Source organism: Neorhizobium sp. BT27B, from assembly GCF_050455485.1.
In the GTDB taxonomy this organism is placed as follows: Bacteria; Pseudomonadota; Alphaproteobacteria; order Rhizobiales; family Rhizobiaceae; genus Neorhizobium.
On the sequence record NZ_JBCIYT010000010.1, the window covers coordinates 68724 to 87279 of the forward strand.

General features: G+C 60.7%; 15 protein-coding genes. 14 read left to right on the forward strand and 1 reads right to left on the reverse strand.

The features are described 5' to 3' along the window. Nucleotides 1–260 precede the first annotated feature (260 nt). The 5 genes from proV to AAIH70_RS23450 all read left to right on the forward strand — a co-directional run bounded on the left by proV (nucleotide 261) and on the right by AAIH70_RS23450 (nucleotide 4823). The gene (gene proV / locus AAIH70_RS23430; protein WP_132278325.1) at nucleotides 261–1493 is read left to right on the forward strand and encodes a glycine betaine/L-proline ABC transporter ATP-binding protein ProV; all 1233 of its coding nucleotides are present in this window, start codon (nucleotides 261–263) and stop codon (nucleotides 1491–1493) included. Nucleotides 1494–1537: 44 nt separating this feature from the next. Beyond that, entirely contained in the window at nucleotides 1538–2419 is an 882-nt protein-coding gene (locus tag AAIH70_RS23435; RefSeq protein WP_430035819.1) for an ABC transporter permease, read from the forward strand. A gap of 167 nt (nucleotides 2420–2586) precedes the next feature. Then, nucleotides 2587–3393, forward strand: coding sequence for a glycine betaine ABC transporter substrate-binding protein (locus AAIH70_RS23440; protein WP_430035864.1), 807 nt, complete (start codon nucleotides 2587–2589; stop codon nucleotides 3391–3393). 164 nt (nucleotides 3394–3557) lie between these two features. After that, nucleotides 3558–4466 (forward strand): glycine betaine ABC transporter substrate-binding protein, encoded by a 909-nt coding sequence (locus AAIH70_RS23445; RefSeq protein ID WP_245519303.1) that lies wholly within the window; start codon nucleotides 3558–3560, stop codon nucleotides 4464–4466. 99 nt (nucleotides 4467–4565) lie between these two features. Next, a complete protein-coding gene (locus AAIH70_RS23450; protein ID WP_132278319.1) occupies nucleotides 4566–4823 on the forward strand; it encodes a transcriptional regulator in 258 nt (85 codons plus the stop codon). Nucleotides 4824–4970: 147 nt separating this feature from the next. On the opposite strand, the gene AAIH70_RS23455 is transcribed toward AAIH70_RS23450, so the two are convergent. After that, nucleotides 4971–5645 carry a GntR family transcriptional regulator gene (locus tag AAIH70_RS23455; RefSeq protein ID WP_207908306.1) on the reverse strand — a complete coding sequence of 225 codons (675 nt, stop codon included), beginning with the start codon at nucleotides 5643–5645 and terminating at the stop codon, nucleotides 4971–4973. A 304-nt stretch (nucleotides 5646–5949) separates the two neighbouring features. Between AAIH70_RS23455 and AAIH70_RS23460 the strand changes: the two genes are divergently transcribed. The 9 genes from AAIH70_RS23460 (at nucleotide 5950) to AAIH70_RS23500 (ending at nucleotide 18552) form a co-directional block, all read left to right on the forward strand. Further along, the gene (locus tag AAIH70_RS23460; protein WP_207908301.1) at nucleotides 5950–6717 is read left to right on the forward strand and encodes a LamB/YcsF family protein; all 768 of its coding nucleotides are present in this window, start codon (nucleotides 5950–5952) and stop codon (nucleotides 6715–6717) included. Between the two features lie 45 nt (nucleotides 6718–6762). Further along, the gene (locus AAIH70_RS23465; RefSeq protein ID WP_132278317.1) at nucleotides 6763–8364 is read left to right on the forward strand and encodes an urea amidolyase family protein; all 1602 of its coding nucleotides are present in this window, start codon (nucleotides 6763–6765) and stop codon (nucleotides 8362–8364) included. Further along, the gene (locus AAIH70_RS23470) at nucleotides 8361–10127 is read left to right on the forward strand and encodes an acetyl/propionyl/methylcrotonyl-CoA carboxylase subunit alpha (RefSeq protein ID WP_132278315.1); all 1767 of its coding nucleotides are present in this window, start codon (nucleotides 8361–8363) and stop codon (nucleotides 10125–10127) included. The genes AAIH70_RS23465 and AAIH70_RS23470 overlap by 4 nt, the downstream gene beginning before the upstream one ends. A gap of 2 nt (nucleotides 10128–10129) precedes the next feature. Beyond that, entirely contained in the window at nucleotides 10130–11947 is a 1818-nt protein-coding gene (locus AAIH70_RS23475) for an ABC transporter ATP-binding protein (RefSeq protein ID WP_132278476.1), read from the forward strand. Between the two features lie 43 nt (nucleotides 11948–11990). Then, nucleotides 11991–13526, forward strand: a complete 1536-nt coding sequence (locus AAIH70_RS23480) for an ABC transporter substrate-binding protein (RefSeq protein WP_132278313.1) — start codon at nucleotides 11991–11993, stop codon at nucleotides 13524–13526. 75 nt (nucleotides 13527–13601) lie between these two features. Then, nucleotides 13602–14525 (forward strand): ABC transporter permease, encoded by a 924-nt coding sequence (locus tag AAIH70_RS23485; RefSeq protein ID WP_132278311.1) that lies wholly within the window; start codon nucleotides 13602–13604, stop codon nucleotides 14523–14525. Between the two features lie 6 nt (nucleotides 14526–14531). After that, nucleotides 14532–15380 (forward strand): ABC transporter permease, encoded by an 849-nt coding sequence (locus AAIH70_RS23490; protein WP_132278309.1) that lies wholly within the window; start codon nucleotides 14532–14534, stop codon nucleotides 15378–15380. 29 nt (nucleotides 15381–15409) lie between these two features. Beyond that, nucleotides 15410–17146, forward strand: coding sequence for a M14 family metallopeptidase (locus tag AAIH70_RS23495; RefSeq protein ID WP_132278307.1), 1737 nt, complete (start codon nucleotides 15410–15412; stop codon nucleotides 17144–17146). Between the two features lie 194 nt (nucleotides 17147–17340). Further along, nucleotides 17341–18552, forward strand: coding sequence for an efflux RND transporter periplasmic adaptor subunit (locus tag AAIH70_RS23500; protein ID WP_132278305.1), 1212 nt, complete (start codon nucleotides 17341–17343; stop codon nucleotides 18550–18552). The last annotated feature ends 4 nt before the right edge of the window (nucleotides 18553–18556 follow it).

Sequence of the window (18556 nt, forward strand, 5' to 3'; positions counted from 1 at the left end):
CGCCCTACATAGATCTCGTCTTCGACATATTTCCTGATCGACAGATCGGAAAATCTCACGGCATGCGCGGAATTACTTTCCGGGCCTTTGCGAATGTACATGATGTATATTCTGACGGTCAGAATTTCTGCTGAGAAATTCACAATCGTATGCGACAAAGAAACACATAAGACTTCCGGAAAGGCTAGCGCTGCTGTCCTTTTCGGAGGATTTATCATCAAGGAGTATGTCCGTGCTATCGAGCACGGGCCCAGAAATGTATGGCTTTTACAACTGAAAATGACGCGTCGGCCGAGCCGGCTTCGACCAAGATCAGTATCAACAACGTCTACAAGATTTTCGGCGAACGTCCCGAAAAAGCGCTGGAAATGATCCGCGCCGGCAAGACGAAATCGGAAATCCACGCCCAGACCGGCTGCTCGGTGGGCGTCAACAATGCCACATTCGACATCAAGGCCGGCGAGATCTTCGTCATCATGGGCCTGTCGGGATCCGGCAAATCCACTCTTCTTCGCCTTCTGAACCGGCTGATCGAACCGACATCCGGCTCCATCGAGATCGATGGCAAGGACATCACCAAGATGTCGCGCAGGGAACTGATCGACGTGCGCCGCCGCGAGATCAGCATGGTGTTCCAGTCGTTTGCACTTCTGCCGAACCGCACGGTGCTGAACAACGCCGCTTTCGGCCTCGAAGTTGCCGGCATCGGCGAGAGCGAGCGCCGCGAAAAGGCGATGGCAGCACTGAAGGCGGTTGGCCTTGAAGGTTATGCCGACAGCAAGCCGGACCAGCTTTCCGGCGGCATGAAACAGCGTGTGGGCCTTGCCCGCGCATTGGCCAGCGAACCGACCGTGCTTCTGATGGACGAGGCGTTTTCCGCGCTCGACCCGCTGATCCGCACCGAAATGCAGGACGAACTTGTCCGCCTGCAATCGGAACACAGCCGCACCATCGTGTTCGTCAGCCATGACCTCGACGAGGCGATGCGCATCGGCGACCGCATCTGCATCATGCAGAACGGCAATGTCGTGCAGGTTGGCACGCCGGACGAAATCGTCATGAGCCCGGCCAATGACTATGTGCGGTCGTTCTTCCGCAATGTCGACGTCTCTCAGGTCTTCAAGGCCGGCGACGTGGCCCGCAAGACGCAGATCACCATCATCGAGCGTCAGGGCACGACGGCGGCCGCCGCTCTTGAGCGGATGAAGAACTTTGACCGAGAATACGCGATCATCCTCGGCCGCGACAAGACCTATCACGGCGTCGTCAGCCAGACCTCGCTGGTCGAAAAAATGCGCGAAAAAGTGGCCGACCCCTATCGCGGCGCCTTCCTGTCCGAGATCGAGCCGATTGCCGCCGACGAGCCGTTGTCCAACGTGCTTGGCAAGGTGGCGGCCAGCCCCTGGCCCGTGCCTGTGATCGATGACAACAAGCGTTATCTCGGTTCCATCAGCAAATCGACACTGCTCGAAACGCTCGACCGCGCCTCCTGATCGCGCCGCCACTTCCTTTAACCGGCCCATAACCGGAGACAGACATGAATTTCGATATTGGTGACGGCATCGATGCAGCCGTCAATTACGTCCTCGACAACTTTTCGCCCGCCCTCGATTTCATCGCAGCCATGATCGGCTTCGTGACGACCGGCATCCAGAACATCCTTCTTTCGACGCCCATGCCGGTCGGCATTGCGATTTTCGTAGCGCTGTCCCTGTGGCGTGTCGGCTTCGGTTTCGGCGTCCTGAACGGTGTCGCCCTCTGGCTGGTCAGCCATATGGGACTTTGGGACGCCATGATGGAGACGCTTGCTCTCGTCATCGCCTCGACGCTGATGGCGATGATCATCGGCCTGCCGCTCGGCATTGCCATGGCACGCCGCGATTCCGTTGCAGCCGTTGCACGCCCTATCCTCGACCTGATGCAGACCATGCCGGCCTTCGTCTACCTGATCCCGGCTGCGATGTTCTTTGGTCTCGGCGCGGTGCCGGGCGCCATCGCCACCGTCATCTTCGCCATGCCGCCGGTGGTGCGCCTCACCAATCTCGGCATCCGGCAGGTGCATGAGGAATTCATCGAGGCCGGCAACGCCTTTGGCTGCACCTCTTCGCAGCTTCTCTTCAAGGTGCAACTGCCGAACGCCCTGCCCTCGATCATGGCCGGCATCAACCAGACGATCATGCTTTCGCTGTCGATGGTGGTGATTGCCTCGATGATCGGCGCCGGCGGTATCGGCAACACGGTTCTGACGGGCATCCAGCGCCTCGACGTCGGCACCGGTTTCGAAGGCGGCCTTGCCGTCGTCATTCTGGCGGTCATTCTCGACCGCATCACCCAGAGCCTCGGAAAGCCGCGCGCCGCATTCTGGAGCCTGCTTTTCAAGAAGACCGAGCGCGAGGAGCTGGCAACGGCGAACGCCTGATCCAGTCCCGCGCCACCCATGCGGGTGCTGAACCCGCGATCACAAACCTCCCGTAAGGAGAACGCATGTTGAAGACGCTTTTCACCACCGGCACCACCCGCCGTGCCACTCTTGGCGCAACGCTTGGTCTTGCAGCCGCTCTGGTTGCAGGCTCCGCCCTGCCAACCATGGCGCAGGAAACCAAGACCGTTAAGCTCGGTTATGCCGCATGGTCCGACGCCGAATTCGTGACCAAGCTTGCCGCCAAGCTGATGACCGACAAGCTTGGCCAGAAGGTGCAACTGGTGCAGACCGACGTGGCGCCGCTCTATCAGGGTGTGAGCCGTGGCGATATCGACGCGATGATGATGGCCTGGCTGCCGGCCACCCATGCCGATTATTTCGACAAGGTGAAGAACCGCGTCGAAACGCTCGGTACCGTTTACGACGGCGCCAAGCTCGGCTGGGTCGTGCCCGCCTACATTCCGGAAAGCGAGATTGCCTCGATCGAGGATCTGAAGAAGCCGGAAGTGCAGGAAAAGCTTTCCAAGGCGATCCAGGGCATCGATCCTGGCGCCGGCCTGACCCGTCTTTCGCAGCAGGCGGTCAAGGATTATGCGCTCGACGACTACAAGCTGCAGATTTCCAGTGAAGCCGGCATGCTGACCACTGTCGACCGTGCGATGCGCGGCGAAAAATGGTTCGTCGCCACCTCGTGGAGCCCCCACTGGATGTTCGGTAAGTACAAGCTGCGTTACATCGCCGACCCGAAGAAGTCGCTTGGTGAAGCCGAACATGTCGACATTCTCGCCTCCAAGGATTTCAAGACCGAAAACCCCGAGGCCGCCGCATTCCTGTCGCGCATGAAGCTGCCGCTCGGTGATCTTGAAGCTGCGATGTTCAATGCGCAGGAAACCTCCTACGACGAGGCCGTGACAAAATATATCGCGGACCATCCGGATCAGGTCAAAACCTGGGTCGGCGAGAAGGGCTGATTTTTCTCGTTCACGACCGTGCCATTCACCGGCGCGGTCGTGAACGCTTTGCGGCCACCAGTCCTTAACTTCCACATTGGAAGCCAGAAATTTAAGGCAATCTGCTACCTCCACGCCAAAACCGCGTGGATGCAGCGCTTGCCGACCTCCCACAAGGAGAGCACATGCTGAATATCTTTTCCAAGACCGGCCTTACCCGCCGCACGACACTTAGCGCCACACTCGGGCTTGCTGCCACCCTCCTTGCCACATCCGCACTGCCGACCATGGCGCAGGATGCCAAGACGGTGAAACTCGGATACGCCCCATGGTCCGATGCCGAATTCGTCACCAAGCTTGCCGCCAAGGTGATCAACGACAAGCTCGGCCAGAAGGTCGAACTGGTGCAGACCGATGTGGCACCGCTTTATCAGGGGGTCAGCCGCGGTGATCTCGACGCGATCCTGATGGCATGGTTGCCGGTGACGCATGCCGACTATTACGGCAAGGTCAAAGACAGAGTCGAAACGCTTGGCACGATCTATGACGGCGCAAGGCAGGGCTGGGTCGTGCCGGCCTATGTTCCCGAAAGCGAAATCGCCTCCTTCGAAGACCTGAAGAAGCCCGAGGTTCAGGAAAAGCTGTCCGGCACCATTCAGGGCACGGAACCGGGTGCGGGCCTGACGCGCATGTCGCAGCAGGCGCTGAAAGACTATGCACTCGACGGCTACAAGCTGCAGATATCCAGCGAGGCCGGCATGCTGTCGTCGGTCGATCGTGCGTATCGCGGTGAAAAGTGGTTCGTCGCAACCGCCTGGAGCCCACATTGGATGTTTGGCAAATACAAGATGCGCTACATCGACGATCCGAAAAAGGCGATCGGCGGCACCGAGCATGTCGACATTCTTTCCCGCAAGGATTTCAAGTCCGACAATCCGGCTGCGGCCGAATTGCTGTCGCGCATGAAAATACCGCTCGCGGATCTCGAGGCCGGCATGTCGGACGCGCAAGCGACCTCCTACGACGCGGCAGTGGCAAAATATATCACGGATCACCCGGACCAGATCAAAAACTGGGTCGGTGACGAAGGCTAATTCTGTCTTCGAAAAAATTGATCGACTGGGGCTTCGCCGGACGACCGGCGAAGCCTATCTGACTATCGGGCGACATCGGATCGCCGACGGGAGTGCCTGATGCACCGAGACCAGATCGAACCGGATTTTTCCGCCGACGACACGATTGGCGGCCGCATGTCGCTTGCTCGCGACGCGATCGACCTGACGGTCGATGAGGCAGCGGATTTCCTCACTGTGCCCTCCGAGACATGGACCGCCTGGGAAAATGATCGCGCCGAACCGCTGGGAAACCGGCTGCCTCTGATAGCCCGGCTTCTGGAAGTGAGCCTGTCATGGCTTCTGACGGGTCGCGGTCAAGGCCCTCACTGGGCGTGACATACAGGTTCGAACATTAGACAGGCGCCACCGCGAATGATCCGAGGTGTGCAATCAGCACTCGCCTTCAGTTTCTTCGCGCGCGCATTTTGTGGCTTCCGACACGGCTCTCCAGACCACTCGCCGGACAATGTCGGCTAGTGCAAATCAGACTTCGGCGGTTACCCGCGCGTAAGCACCGAGGATGAAACGTTCGGCGCGCAGCAGATAGGCTTCCAGCAATTCGGAGGCGGCAGCCGCCCTGCCCGCCTCAAGCTCCGTGACGATCTCGAGATTCTGGTCGATGAATGGTCCGTGCAGGAATTCCGGATCCTGAAGCAGGCCGAAAACGAGGCGCAATTCCAGCGAAATCTGGGCATAAAAGGCGGAAAGTCTGGGGCTGTCGGCCAGTTCGACGACGGCGGCATGAAACGCGATATCGGCACTGCCGACACCGAGCCAATCCTTTTCCTCGCGGCAGCGACGGGCCTTTTCCACAGCCATGCGCATCCGTGCAACGCCGGGATGGCGCGGATGGGCCTGCGCCAGCGCCGGGCATTCGATGAAACGCCGGACACGGTAGATATCGATGATCGTCGACATGCTGGGCGTGGAAACGAACACACCGCGATTGGCCTCGTAGCGCAGCAGCCCTTCCTTGGTCAGCATGCGGAAAACTTCCCGCAACGTGTTGCGCGAGACCTGCAATTCGTCGCTCAGCGTCTGTTCCGACAGGTGACTGCCGGGCGTCAGATGGCCGGAGATGACCTGTTCCCGGATACGCTCCGCGACGGTTTCCGCCAGTGTCTGCACCGCTTCCGGCGCGCGCGAACCCGCCTGTATCCGGCCATCGGCCGTGACGGAGCCCCTTGCTTCATCAACCTGCGGTTTGCGTGCAGCCAAGCCGTTTCCCCTTCATCCGCGGATCAGATTCATTACTCCGGTAGAATGCCCGTGGCCTCTTCACAAGAGGCATGATGCAGAACTCCTGCGGCAGCGGGAATAAAACCGTGCAAAATTTTAATCATGCCTATTTTGCGAGCAATTGATACTTTGTAGGGCAATAGATAAAAATTGTTCAACACTATGGACAGCATTGTTCTCCTTTGTTAGCTTTTGTTCAAAGTAAGGCGGGAGAGAAACGTTCATGATGAACATCGACATCAACAGCGACCTGGGCGAAAGTTTTGGCGCATGGGCGATGGGCGATGATTCAGCGATGCTTGATATCGTCAGCAGCGCCAACGTGGCCTGCGGATTTCATGCGGGCGACCCGGCCGGCATTCTCAGGACTCTCCGCGCTGCCGCCGAGCGTGGCGTCGCCATTGGCGCGCATGTCGGTTACCGTGACCTTGCCGGTTTTGGCCGCCGCAATATGGACCCCACCAGCGACGAACTGATCGGCGACGTGATCTACCAGATCGGCGCCCTGCAGGGCCTCGCCAAGGCGGCCGGCACACGCGTCACCTATGTGAAGCCGCATGGCGCCCTCTACAACACCATCGCCATCGATACGAGGCAGGCCAAGGATGTCATCGACGCCATCCTTGCGATCGATCCTTCGCTGGTGCTGATGGCGCTGGCAGGTTCGCAGCTTGTCGAACAGGCGCGCGCCGCCGGCCTGACCGTCGTTGCCGAAGCCTTTGCCGACCGCGCCTATACGGCCGAGGGCAATCTCGTCTCGCGTCGCGAAAAAGGCTCTGTCCTGCATGATCCCGATCTGATTGCCGCCCGCATGGTGCGCATGGTCAAGGAGGGCGTGATCGAAGCGATCGATGGCACGCTGACCAAGGTGGATGCGCAATCGATCTGCGTGCATGGCGACAGCCCCGGTGCGGTTGCCATGGCCCGGCGTCTGCGTGACGTGTTCGAACAGTCCGGCCTTGCCATCCGCGCCTTTGCCGGGGCGGCCTGAGCAACCATGCATTCCCTCATGCCAATAGCGACCAGAGACACGTCGATGCGCATCCTACCGGTGCGTGGCGATTGCTTTCTCGTGGAGCTCGCCGATCTCGGCGAGGCGCTGGCGCTGTTCGATGCCCTGAACAACAATCCGGTCGAAGGTATCAGCGAAATCATTCCGGCTGCCCGCACGCTGCTGATTTCGTTCGATCCCTACACCATTTCCGACGACGCATTGATCGAAACCGTGACTGCGCTGGCCGGCGGCGAACGCAAGGCCGCATCCGGCGCATTGGTGGACATTCCGGTTCGCTACGATGGCGAGGATCTGGCCGAGGTTGCCGGCATTCTCGGCATGAGCGCCGATGAGATCATCCGCCGGCATGGCGAAAGCGATTATGTCGCCGCCTTCACCGGTTTTGCGCCGGGTTTTGCCTATCTGTCCGGCGGCGATCCACGTCTCAATGTGCCGCGCCGCAAATCTCCACGCACACAGGTTCCGGCCGGCGCTGTCGGCCTTGCCGGCGAATTCAGCGGTATCTATCCGAAAACCAGCCCCGGCGGCTGGCAGCTGATCGGCACGACGCCGCTTGCCATGTTCGATATCGACCGTGTGCCGGCTTCGCTGCTGCAGCCGGGCAGCCGCATCAAGTTTCGTGACATGGCGAAAGACGCGGCCTACGAGATCAAGGCTTTGAGCACGCCGGCGGCAAAGCCGGCAGCACGCGTTCAGACGGATACCGGATCATCGATCGAAATCGTCTCGTTCGGCCTGCCGCCCGTCTTTCAGGATCTCGGCCGCGCCGGACAGGCCGGCCAGGGTATCAGCGTATCGGGTGCCGCAGATCGCGCGAGTTTCAAGGCCGCCAACCGTATCGTCGGCAACCCGGCAAACACCACGACGCTTGAGATCACACTGGGCGGGTTCAGCTTTCGCATGCACGGTCAGGGCGTCATGGCTCTGACGGGCGCGACGGCTGCGATCTCGATCACCGGCGCCGATGGCACCAGGATCTCGGCCCCGCACCACACGGCAATCGCGCTTGATGACGGCGATGTGGTTTCGCTCGGGATGCCGGAAGCCGGCATGCGTTCCTATCTGGCACTGCGCGGCGGTTTTGATATTGCTCCGGTTCTCGGCAGCGCCGCCACCGATACGCTGGCGCAGATCGGCCCCGCCGCTCCTGTTGCCGGTGACGTCGTCGCTATTCGGCCGGCAGCAGCCGGTTCGCTGGTTGCCACGGACGAACCGAGCTTTGCGATGCCGTCCGCGACAGAAACCGTCGTGCTCGACGTGGTGATGGGGCCTCGTACCGACTGGTTCACCGATGCCGCCGTCGAAAATTTCCTTTCGCAGGAATGGTCGGTCACGCCGCAGTCGAGCCGCGTCGGCATCCGCCTTGCCGGTGAAGCACTTGAGCGCGCCAACCCCGGCGAACTGCCGAGTGAGGCGACCATGCGTGGGGCGCTGCAGGTGCCGGCCAGCGGCCAGCCTGTTCTGTTTCTTGCCGATCATCCGCTGACCGGCGGTTATCCGGTCATTGCCAATGTCGCCGGCCACCATCTCGATCTGGCCGGCCAAATTCCCGTGGGCGCAAAAATCCGCTTCAACGCGATCAGCCACTTTTCGCCCCGTTTCATTGCAGGAAAATGCCCATGAAGAAGGTTCTGATAGCAAACCGCGGCGAGATCGCGGTGCGGATCATCCGGGCCTGCAAGGATTACGGCCTGACTTCTGTCGCCGTTTACGCCGATGCCGACGCTGACGCGCTATTCGTAACGCTGGCTGACGAGGCTTTTGCGCTCGATGGCGTGACCGCCAAGGACAGCTATCTCGATATCGACAAGCTGATCGCCATCGCCAAACGTTCGGTCGCCGACGCCGTGCATCCGGGTTATGGCTTTCTGTCGGAGCGCAGCGAGTTTGCGCAGGCCGTCATCGATGCCGGCCTGATCTGGATCGGTCCTGATCCGCAGGTCATCGAAGCACTCGGCGACAAGCTGCAGGCGCGGGCGATTGCCCAGAAGGTCGGCGCGCCGCTGGTGGCCGGTTCCGATGGCGCGATTTCGTCGCCCGCCGAAGCGCTGGCGTTTGCCAAGAAATTCGGCCTGCCGATCGCCATCAAGGCGGCGCATGGCGGCGGTGGACGCGGCATGAAGATCGCCCGTCAGCTGGACGAGGTCGAAGAAATGTTTTCATCGGCGACCCGCGAGGCTGTCGCCGCTTTTGGTCGCGGCGAATGTTATGTCGAGCAGTTTCTCGACCGCCCGCGGCATATCGAGGCGCAGGTGCTGGCGGACCGTCTAGGCAATGTTCTGGTGGTGGGGACCCGCGATTGCTCTTTGCAGCGTCGCAACCAGAAACTTGTCGAGGAAGCACCTGCGCCTTTCCTCTCCGATGCACAGCGGGAAAAAATCCATCAGGCATCGCGCGATATCTGCGCGGCCGCCGGTTATACCGGTGCCGGAACTGTGGAATTTCTGCTCAGCGCCGATGGCGTCATCTCCTTCCTCGAGGTCAATACCCGCCTGCAGGTGGAACACCCGGTAACGGAAGAAACGACCGGTCTCGATCTCGTCATCGAACAGTTCCGCATCGCCGAAGGTTTGGCCGTCAGCGTGACCGAGATGCCGGAACCGCGCGGCCATGCGATCGAGTTCCGCATCAACATGGAAGATCCGGGCCGTGGCTTTCTGCCCTCTGCCGGTGAGATTTCCAGATTTGCCGCTCCTTCCGGCCCCGGTGTGCGTCTGGATTCGGGCGTCGTCTCCGGCTCGGCCATTCCGCCGATGTTCGATTCCCTGTCGGCCAAGCTGATCATCTGGGGCGCAACCCGCGAACAGGCGATTGTACGGTCGCGCCGAGCGCTGGATGAATTCGCCATAGATGGCGTGCCCTCCGTGCTGCCCTTCCATCGCGCCGTCATCGCGCATGACGATTTCGCCAAGGATTTCCGCGTTCACACGCGCTGGATCGAGACCGATTTTGCCGAGACGCTGGAAGCAGCCAGCCGCCCTGCCCCGGAATCAGGCACCGGCTTGTTGCGCGGCCATGTCGAAATCGACGGCAAGCGTGTCGAGATCGGCATTCCAGACAGTTTTCTGCGCCTGCTCGGCCCGCTTTCGGCGGCACAGAACAACAGCGACAAGAATGATGAAACCGATATCGGCGCGGTTCTCGCCCCGGTTCCGGGCCTGCTCGTTCACTGGAATGTTTCCGATGGCGCACCTGTCGAAAAGGGTGACGTGCTGGCAATGATGGACGTGATGAAGATGGAGACAGCGGTCAGCGCACCGATTGCCGGCACCATCAGGATCCTTGCCGAAGCCGGTTCTTCACAGACGGCAGGCGCCGTCATTGCCCGCATCGCCAGCGGCACCATTTCAACGACCGAACAGGCCAAGCCGGAGACACGGACATGACCATGAGCGAAAACAACAAGCCGCTTCTGTCGGTCGAAAATCTGAGCGTCGAATTCGGCTCCAGCCGTGTCGTCGACGACCTGTCGTTTACGGTCGCGGCCGGCCAGACGGTTGCCGTTGTCGGCGAATCCGGTTCCGGCAAGTCGGTCACATCGCTGTCGACCATGCGGCTTGCCGACATGATGGGCGCGAAATACGCGAGCGGCCGCATCCTGTTCAACGACCGAGACCTCCTGAAGGCCTCCCAGAAGGAGATGCGCTCGATCCGCGGCAAGGAGATCGCCATGATCTTCCAGGAGCCGATGACGTCGCTCAACCCGGTCTTCACCATCGGTGACCAGATCTGCGAAGTGCTGATGCTGCACGAGAAGATGGGCAAGCCGGCTGCCATGGCGGAAGCCGGCCGTCTGCTCGACATGGTGCGCCTGCCCGACTCGGCCGAGCTTCTGACGCGCTATCCACATCAGCTCTCCGGCGGCATGCGCCAGCGCGTGATGATCGCTATGGCGCTTGCCTGCCGGCCAAAGCTGCTGATCGCCGACGAGCCGACCACGGCGCTCGACGTCACCATTCAGGCGCAGATCCTCAACATCATGCGCGACCTGCAGAAGACGCTCGGCATGGGCATGGTGTTCATCACCCATGACATGGGCGTGGTTGCCGAAATGGCCGACCATGTCGTCGTCATGTGGAAGGGCAAGAAGGTCGAGGAAGGTCCGGTTCGCGAGATTTTTGCCAACCCGCAGCATCCCTATACCAAGGCGCTTCTTTCCGCCGTGCCGAAGCTCGGCAGCATGACCGGCGAGGATTTTCCAAAACGCCTGCCGCTGACCGTTTTGCAGGACGGCGAGCCGGCGCTGGGCGGCGAAGAGCGCATTCAGGACACGGCCAAATACGACGAAAAGCCGCTTCTGTCGGTCAAGGACCTGTTTGTCCGTTTCGACATCAAGAAGAACATTTTCGGCAAGGCGACGCATCGCTGCAGCGCCGTGCAGAAGGTTTCCTTCGATATCCATCCGGGCGAAACGCTGGCGCTGGTCGGCGAAAGCGGTTCCGGCAAATCGACGATCGGCCGCACGATCCAGCAGCTGCAATCGTCGATGGGCGGCGAGATTTCGTTCAACGGCCGCACCTTTTCCTCGATGTCGGCGGCGGAACGCTTTCGCATGCGGCAGGAAGTGCAGTATATCTTTCAGGACCCGTTCGCTTCGCTCGATCCGCGCAAGACGGTCGGTTTCTCCATTGCCGAGCCGATCAACACCCATTCGCTGATCTCCGACAGCAAGGCAGTCAAACGCCGCGTCGATGAACTGCTGGAGCGTGTCGGCCTGTCGTCCGACGTTGCCTCGCGTTATCCGCACGAGTTTTCCGGCGGCCAGCGCCAGCGTGTCTGCATTGCCCGCGCGCTTGCCTCCGATCCGAAGCTGATCATTGCCGACGAAGCGCTGTCCGCGCTCGACGTCTCCATTCAGGCGCAGATCATCAACCTGTTCATGGACCTGCAGGCCGAACGCGGTCTCGCCTATCTGTTCATCAGCCATGACATGGCGGTGGTGGAAAAGATGAGCCACCGCGTTGCCGTGCTCTATCTTGGCCAGATCATGGAAATGGGTTCGCGCCGGCAGGTGTTTGAAACGCCGGGCCATGACTATACCCGCCGCCTTCTTTCGGCCGTGCCGGTCGCCGATCCGACGGTGCCGCGCCAGTCGGCTATGATCGAAGGCGAAATCCCCAATCCGGTGCGCCGCGTCGGCGACGAGCGCCCGGTCCTCGTGCACGAGGAAATCAATCCAGGCCACTTCGTCGCGAAGAGCGCCTGAATAAACGCGAAACAATCGCAGAGCATCTGAAGAGGAACAGGTAATGACAACGTTCAAACGGGGAATGGCAGCGACCTTCATGGCGCTTGCCCTGTCTGGTACGGCAATGACGGCGACGCCCGCTCTTGCCGCCGGCAAAATGACGATTTCGAGCCCGCAGGATCCGGGCAGCTGGGATCCGATCGATACGTTTCTCGTGCAATGGGCAGCCGTTGCCACCAACATTTTTGACGGCCTGACCTATCGCGGTCCCGACCTCAAGCTGGTGCCGGGTCTTGCTGAATCGTGGACCGAACTGGACGAAGGCAAGCGCATCCGCTTCAAGCTTCGCCAGAACGTCAAGTTCCACAACGGCGAGCCCTTCAATGCCGCGGCCGTAAAATTCACCTTCGAGCGCCTTCTCGGCGAACAGGGTGCCAAGGGTCCGCAGCGTTCCAACTACATCTCGATCGAAAGCGTTGAAGTGATCGACGACTATACGGTCGATCTCAAGCTCAAGGCCCCGGATCCGGTTCTGCTGACCAAGCTTGCCGGTTATGGCGCCATGATCGTGCCGCCGAAATACATTCAGGAAAAGGGTGAGGACAATTTCAACCTCAACCCGGTTGGCACAGGCGCGTTCAAGTTCGTCTCCTACCAGCCCAAGGTCGATATCAAGCTGGAAGCCAATGCCGACTATTGGGGCGGCGCTCCAAAACTGTCGGAACTGGAATTCCGCTTCATCGCCGAGCCGGCAACGGCTGTCGCCGAACTGCAGGCCGGCCGCGTCGATCTGGTGATCCCGCCGACCATCCCGATCGGCATGCTGCCGGTCATCCAGGGCGACGACAAGCTGGAAATCGTTTCCGTTCCCGGCCCGACCGTCGATGCCCTGCGCTTCAACACCCGCGACGGCATCACTGCCGATCCGAAGGTGCGCCAAGCGATCATCATGGCCGTTGATCGCGCCACGATCGTTCAGTCGATCCTTGCCGGTCAAGCATCCGAGATCACCAGCTTCCAGAGCGCGCTGTCCTTCGGCTTCGACCCGGACCTCAAGGCAATTCCTTACGATCCGGCCGGTGCCAAGAAGCTGCTGGCGGAAGCCGGCGTGAAGGCCGGTGCGACGCTGCAGATCGACATCCGCGGCAATGACGCGACGATGAACGAAGTGGCGCAGGTCATTTCCAGCTATCTGTCGATGGTCGGCATCACCGCCACCATCAAGCCCTATGAGACCAATGTTCTGCTCAACGACATCATCCCGCAGGGCAAGACCGGCGCGATGTTCCAGCAGAAGTGGGGCGGTTGGACCTTCGATTACGACAACACGGCGTATTCGATGTACCATTCCGGCGAAAAGTGGAACCCCTACGACAAGGACGAAAAGCTGGACAAGCTGCTGGAATCGCAGCGTCCGCTGACCGACCGTGCCGCGCGCGAAAAGATCCTCAAGGAAGTTGCCGCCTACGCATCGGAACGCGCTCTTGAGCTTCCGCTGTACAACAGCAACGCCATCTTCGGCATCAACAAGCGCGTCAAGGGCTTCATCGCTCCCCCGGACAACCGCCTGAAGCTGACCGACGTCACCGTCGAGTAATCGGCCTTAACGACCGACAAATCGCCTCGCCCGCATCAGCGGGCGGGGCAGGACTTCTCTTTTAGGAACTAGAACGTGGCCGGTTTCCTCATCAAGCGATTGCTACAGGCGATTTTCGTCGTCATCGCCATCACGCTCGTCGTCTCTTTCGCCATTCGCCTGACCGGCGATCCGGCCGTCACGATGTTTCAGGGTGGCGGCAGTATGACGGAGGATGACCTTGCGCGCATTCGTGCGTCGCTCGGCACCGATCAGCCGTTCCTCGTCCAGTACTGGAATTTCATCAAGGGTCTGGTGACGCTCGATTTCGGTCGCAGCTTTTCCGGCGGCACCTCGGTTTCCCTGCTGATCGGCCATGCCCTGCCGGCAACGCTGCTGCTCGCCTTCATCTCGATGTTCGTGTCGATCGTGCTGTCCATCCCGCTCGGCATCAAGGCCGCCACCTCGCGTGGCAAGGCCGCCGATCAGGCGATCCGCATCTTTTCGCTGATCGGTCTGTCCTTCCCGAATTTCTGGCTCGCCACCATGCTGGTGCTGCTGTTTGCCATCACGCTGGGCTGGCTGCCGCCGAGCGGCATGTCGGGCTTTGCAAGCTATGTGATGCCGGCCGTCACCATGGGTGTCATCTTGACCGCGACCAATGTCCGCCTCGTGCGCACCTCGATGCTGGAAACGCTGCAGTCGCAATATATCATGGTGGCGCGCGCCAAGGGACTTTCCGAAAGCAAGGTTCTCTACAAACACGCGCTGCGCAACTGCGCCATTCCGCTGATCACCTATTTCGGCCTGCAGTTCGGCGGCCTGCTCGGCGGCATCGTCGTCATCGAGCGCGTGTTCAACTGGCCGGGCATGGGCACGCTTGCCTTCGACGCCGTCGGCGCCCGCGATTTCCCCGTTCTCCAGGCCGTCATCACCGTTTTGTCGCTGATGATCGTCGGCATCAACCTTCTGGTCGACATCGCCTATGGCCTCGTCGATCCCCGCATCCGCACGGAGTAAACGACAATGGCTGCAAAAACCTCCCGCCTGTCGCGCTTCGCGAGCCTCGAATTCATCCTCGGCACGGTGCTGACGGTCGTCATCTGCCTCGCCGTGCTGTTCTCCGACATCCTGTTTCCCGGCGGCGCCGACAAAATCAATCTGATGGCGCGTCTGGTCAAACCCTTCACCAACGCCGCCTTCCCGTTCGGCACCGATCCGCTCGGCCGTGACGTGCTTGCCCGTGTCGTTGCCGGTGGCAAAATCTCGCTTCTGGTCGGCTTCACCTCGGTCATCGGCGCCGTGATTTTCGGCGTGCTGATGGGCCTGATTGCAGGTTATTACCGTGGCTTCTGGGACATGCTGGTCATGCGTTTCGCCGACCTGCAGTTGGCCATGCCATTCATTCTGCTCGCCATCACCTTCATCGCCATCGTCGGCGGTAGCCTTACCAACACGATCATCCTGCTGATCGTGTCGCAATGGGTGCAATATGCCCGTCTGGTGCGCGGCTCGGTGCTGACGCTGCGTGAGCGCGAGTTCATCCTTTCGGCGCGCGCGATCGGTGTCAAAGACTGGCGCATCATCTTTCAGCACCTGCTGCCGAACCTGATCGGCCCGGTGATCGTGTTGATGACGCTGAACGTCGCCAACAACATCCTCCTGGAAAGCAGCCTGACCTTCCTCGGCCTCGGCGTCGATCCGACCATCCCGAGCTGGGGCGGCATGCTGGCCGACGGCCGCACCTATCTGCAAACGGCATGGTGGGTCAGCGTCTTTCCGGGCCTCGCCATCCTGCTCACCGTGCTTGGCCTCAACCTGCTCGGGGACTGGCTGCGCGACAGCCTCGACCCGACCGGCCGCACCTCCAGATAACCTCTTCGATTACAGCAAGGCTTAGCACCATGACTTCGATCTTCGAGACTTCCGTTCCGCGCACTCTTGAAACTCTGGTCACCGGTGCCAAGCCCGGCCTCTCCTTCGAAGCCTGGACTTTCGACGATACGAAGAGCCGCCGCGCCACGGAAGCGGCGCTGAAGGACAAGGGCATCACCGCCCGCATCCGCAGCGCCTACAAGCCGCTTCTCTTCACCTTCCTTGAAGAGATCGACCTTCCCGGCGTGACGGAAATCGAGGTGCGTTATCCCGTGCATGCCAATGCGCCGGCCAATCGTTTTCGCCTCGAAGCCTATCCGCTGGCAGCGCTGGTCGGTGACGCAAAAATCGCGTTCATTGCCCGCGAGGATGGTGAGCTCTTTTACGACGTGGCACTGACGCGGAATGGTCAGACGGAAACGCTGAAGGTTCTGGTGCCGAACCGCGTGCATGAAGATGTCGTTGGCGAAACCAATGTCTCACCGACAGGCTGGTATCGTGCAGACGGCGACGAGGCGGGAGAACGTCTCGAAACAGATTACGAGCGACTGTTTCATGGCGCAATCGATGCCATTGCCGGTTACGACTGGGGTTCGACCGAACCTTATTTCGAAGAACTGAACATCCGCGTTGCGCATCCGGCCGAAGACATGGAACTGCCGGTCGGCGACGAGGTGGTGAGCCTGCGCGAGGCCCTGCACGAAGACTTTTATTTCTCGCTGCTGGAATTCTTTCAGAAGAAATCCGGCCGTCCGCTTGGCGATCGTGGCCTGAAGCCCGGCCAGATCGTGCCGGAAATCGTTCAGAGCACTGGTGAAATCAGCATCCGTGTCGAAACCCGTCCGCTGACGACCGGTTTCCTCGACGGCGCAGAACAGGCGATCGATACGGCCATCGAACCGCCGGCAGCCAGCCAGATGGCAAAGCTGCTGGCCGAGATCGGCGGTGAAGAGTTTTCCGCCAATTCCCGTTCCGGCCGCGCGCTCTCTGCCCGTTACGTCAAGGGCAGCGATGCCGCCGTGATGATCAGCGGTGGTCAGCACCCGAACGAGACGACAGGCATTGTCGGTGCCATCCGCGCCGCGCGTGCCCTCAAGGAACGCAGCAACGCGCATTTCACCATCTCGCCGCTGGAAAACCCGGATGGTTACGCGCTGCACCAGCGTTTGCGCGTCGACAACCCGCGCCACATGCACCACGCCGCGCGTTACACGGCGCTGGGTGACGACCTCGAATACCGCACCCGCGAAAACTCCGGAAAACACCTGAACGAAAAGGCCATCCGTTTCGCGGCGCAGGACCTGAGCGGCGCAAAGCTGCATGTGAACCTGCACGGTTACCCGTCGCATGAATGGACACGCCCGCTCTCCGGTTACGTGCCGCGCAATTTTGCCATGTGGACGCTGCCGAAAGGTTTCTTCCTCGTCATGCGCCATCACGCAGGCTGGACGAGCCAAGCCGAAGCCATGCTCGACCACGTCACCCGTCACCTCGGCGCCATTCCGGGCATTCTCGATTATAACAACCGGCAGATCGCGCTTTATGAAACCCATGCCGGCGAGACGGGTTTTCGCATCATCAACGGTTTCCCATGCCTGTCATCGGTCGATGACCGCCACACCGTGCCGCTGACGCTGATCACCGAATATCCGGACGAGACGATCTACGGCGACGATTTCATTGCAGGCCATACGGCGCAGATGGAGACGGTGATCTCGGCTTACGACGCGTGGCAACTGTTGCAGGCAGACGCACCGACCGTCTGATTCAAAGCCTGATTTTTCGACATTCTGTTACCGCCCTCGCCTTCGGTTTCGACACCGATGCGGGGGCGAATGCGTTGCTGCGGGCTGGTCCGCCCGGCCTGAACCTGTCCATCATTTAATGTGCTATCGCGTTGACACCCGCTTGGCAGAACCAATATCGGTACTCTCAAGTTCCAATAAGGTCGATACTGCACATGCGCCTCAAGACGGCCCTGCCAATTATCATCCTCGCCATCGCGACCATCGGCGGCGTCGCAGCCTTTGCCCTGTCGTCATCGGCATCGACGCCGACCACGCTGACGGCACCGGTGATGCGGGCCAATGTGGAATCGACGGTGCTTGCCACCGGTACGTTGAAACCGTCGCGCCTTGTCGCAGTTGGTTCGCAGGCGACCGGCCGCGTGACATCGCTGAAGGTTGCCGTCGGTGACACCGTCAAGGCAGGCGATCTGATCGCGGAAATCGATTCCACCACGCAGAACAATGCGCTGCGTACCTCCAAAGCAGCCCTGGCAAATGTGCAGGCCCAGCGCGCCGAGCGCGTCGCCCAGCTGGAGAACGCCCATCTGACTCTGGAACGCCAAAAGGCCATTTATGAGAAGCAGGCAGGTTCACGCGCCGATCTTCAAACCGCGGAATCAGAGGTGAAGGTGATCGCGGCCCAGATCCAGGCATTGGATGCGCAGATCACCGAAGCGGAAGTGGCCGTTGAGACAGCTGAGGCCGATGTCGGTTACACCCGCATCAGCGCGCCGATGGATGGCACGGTGCTTGCCGTGGTCAATCAGGAGGGCCGCACCGTCAATGCCGCGCAGTCTGCCCCCACCATTGTCGTTCTGGGTGATCTCACCCGCATGACGGTGCGCGCCGAAATTTCCGAGGCCGACATCACCCGCGTCAAGGCCGGCCAGGCGGTGCGGTTCAACGTGATCGGCGACCGTGCAAAGACCTATGAGGCAAAACTGACGACCATAGAGCCGGCACCGGAATCGATCACAGAGGACAGCAGTGTCTCGACATCCACCACGAGTTCGTCTTCGTCCTCATCCTCCAGTTCGTCATCGGCAATCTACTATATCGGGGTCTTCGACATCGCCAATGATGACGGTCGTTTCCGCACCTATATGTCGGCAGAGGTCAATATCATCCTCGGCTCGGCCGCGAATGCGCTGACGATCCCATCCTCTGCCCTGCCGGAAACGGCCGCGACCGGCACCTCGCAGGTGCGCGTCGAAAAGGACGGCCAGCTGGAAACCCGCAAGGTGGAGATCGGCCTCAACAACAAGATCACGGCGGAAGTGAAATCCGGCCTGGAACAGGGCGAGCGCGTCGTCATCGGCGAGGGTGCGGCTGCTGCCTCGGCCTCTGGCGGCGGCAGACGCGGCGGCCCGCCGCCGATGTTCTGATGGA

Bases quoted from the DNA above. Each gene is read 5' to 3' on its own strand.
- AAIH70_RS23495 (WP_132278307.1), top strand. From the start codon at position 15,410: ATGACTTCGATCTTCGAGACTTCCGTTCCGCGCACTCTTGAAACTCTG.
- AAIH70_RS23450 (WP_132278319.1), top strand. From the start codon at position 4,566: ATGCACCGAGACCAGATCGAACCGGATTTTTCCGCCGACGACACGATT.
- proV (WP_132278325.1), top strand. From the start codon at position 261: ATGGCTTTTACAACTGAAAATGACGCGTCGGCCGAGCCGGCTTCGACC.
- AAIH70_RS23490 (WP_132278309.1), top strand. From the start codon at position 14,532: ATGGCTGCAAAAACCTCCCGCCTGTCGCGCTTCGCGAGCCTCGAATTC.
- AAIH70_RS23500 (WP_132278305.1), top strand. From the start codon at position 17,341: ATGCGCCTCAAGACGGCCCTGCCAATTATCATCCTCGCCATCGCGACC.
- AAIH70_RS23440 (WP_430035864.1), top strand. From the start codon at position 2,587: ATGGCGCAGGAAACCAAGACCGTTAAGCTCGGTTATGCCGCATGGTCC.
- AAIH70_RS23445 (WP_245519303.1), top strand. From the start codon at position 3,558: ATGCTGAATATCTTTTCCAAGACCGGCCTTACCCGCCGCACGACACTT.
- AAIH70_RS23470 (WP_132278315.1), top strand. From the start codon at position 8,361: ATGAAGAAGGTTCTGATAGCAAACCGCGGCGAGATCGCGGTGCGGATC.
- AAIH70_RS23475 (WP_132278476.1), top strand. From the start codon at position 10,130: ATGAGCGAAAACAACAAGCCGCTTCTGTCGGTCGAAAATCTGAGCGTC.
- AAIH70_RS23460 (WP_207908301.1), top strand. From the start codon at position 5,950: ATGATGAACATCGACATCAACAGCGACCTGGGCGAAAGTTTTGGCGCA.
- AAIH70_RS23465 (WP_132278317.1), top strand. From the start codon at position 6,763: ATGCGCATCCTACCGGTGCGTGGCGATTGCTTTCTCGTGGAGCTCGCC.
- AAIH70_RS23480 (WP_132278313.1), top strand. From the start codon at position 11,991: ATGACAACGTTCAAACGGGGAATGGCAGCGACCTTCATGGCGCTTGCC.
- AAIH70_RS23435 (WP_430035819.1), top strand. From the start codon at position 1,538: ATGAATTTCGATATTGGTGACGGCATCGATGCAGCCGTCAATTACGTC.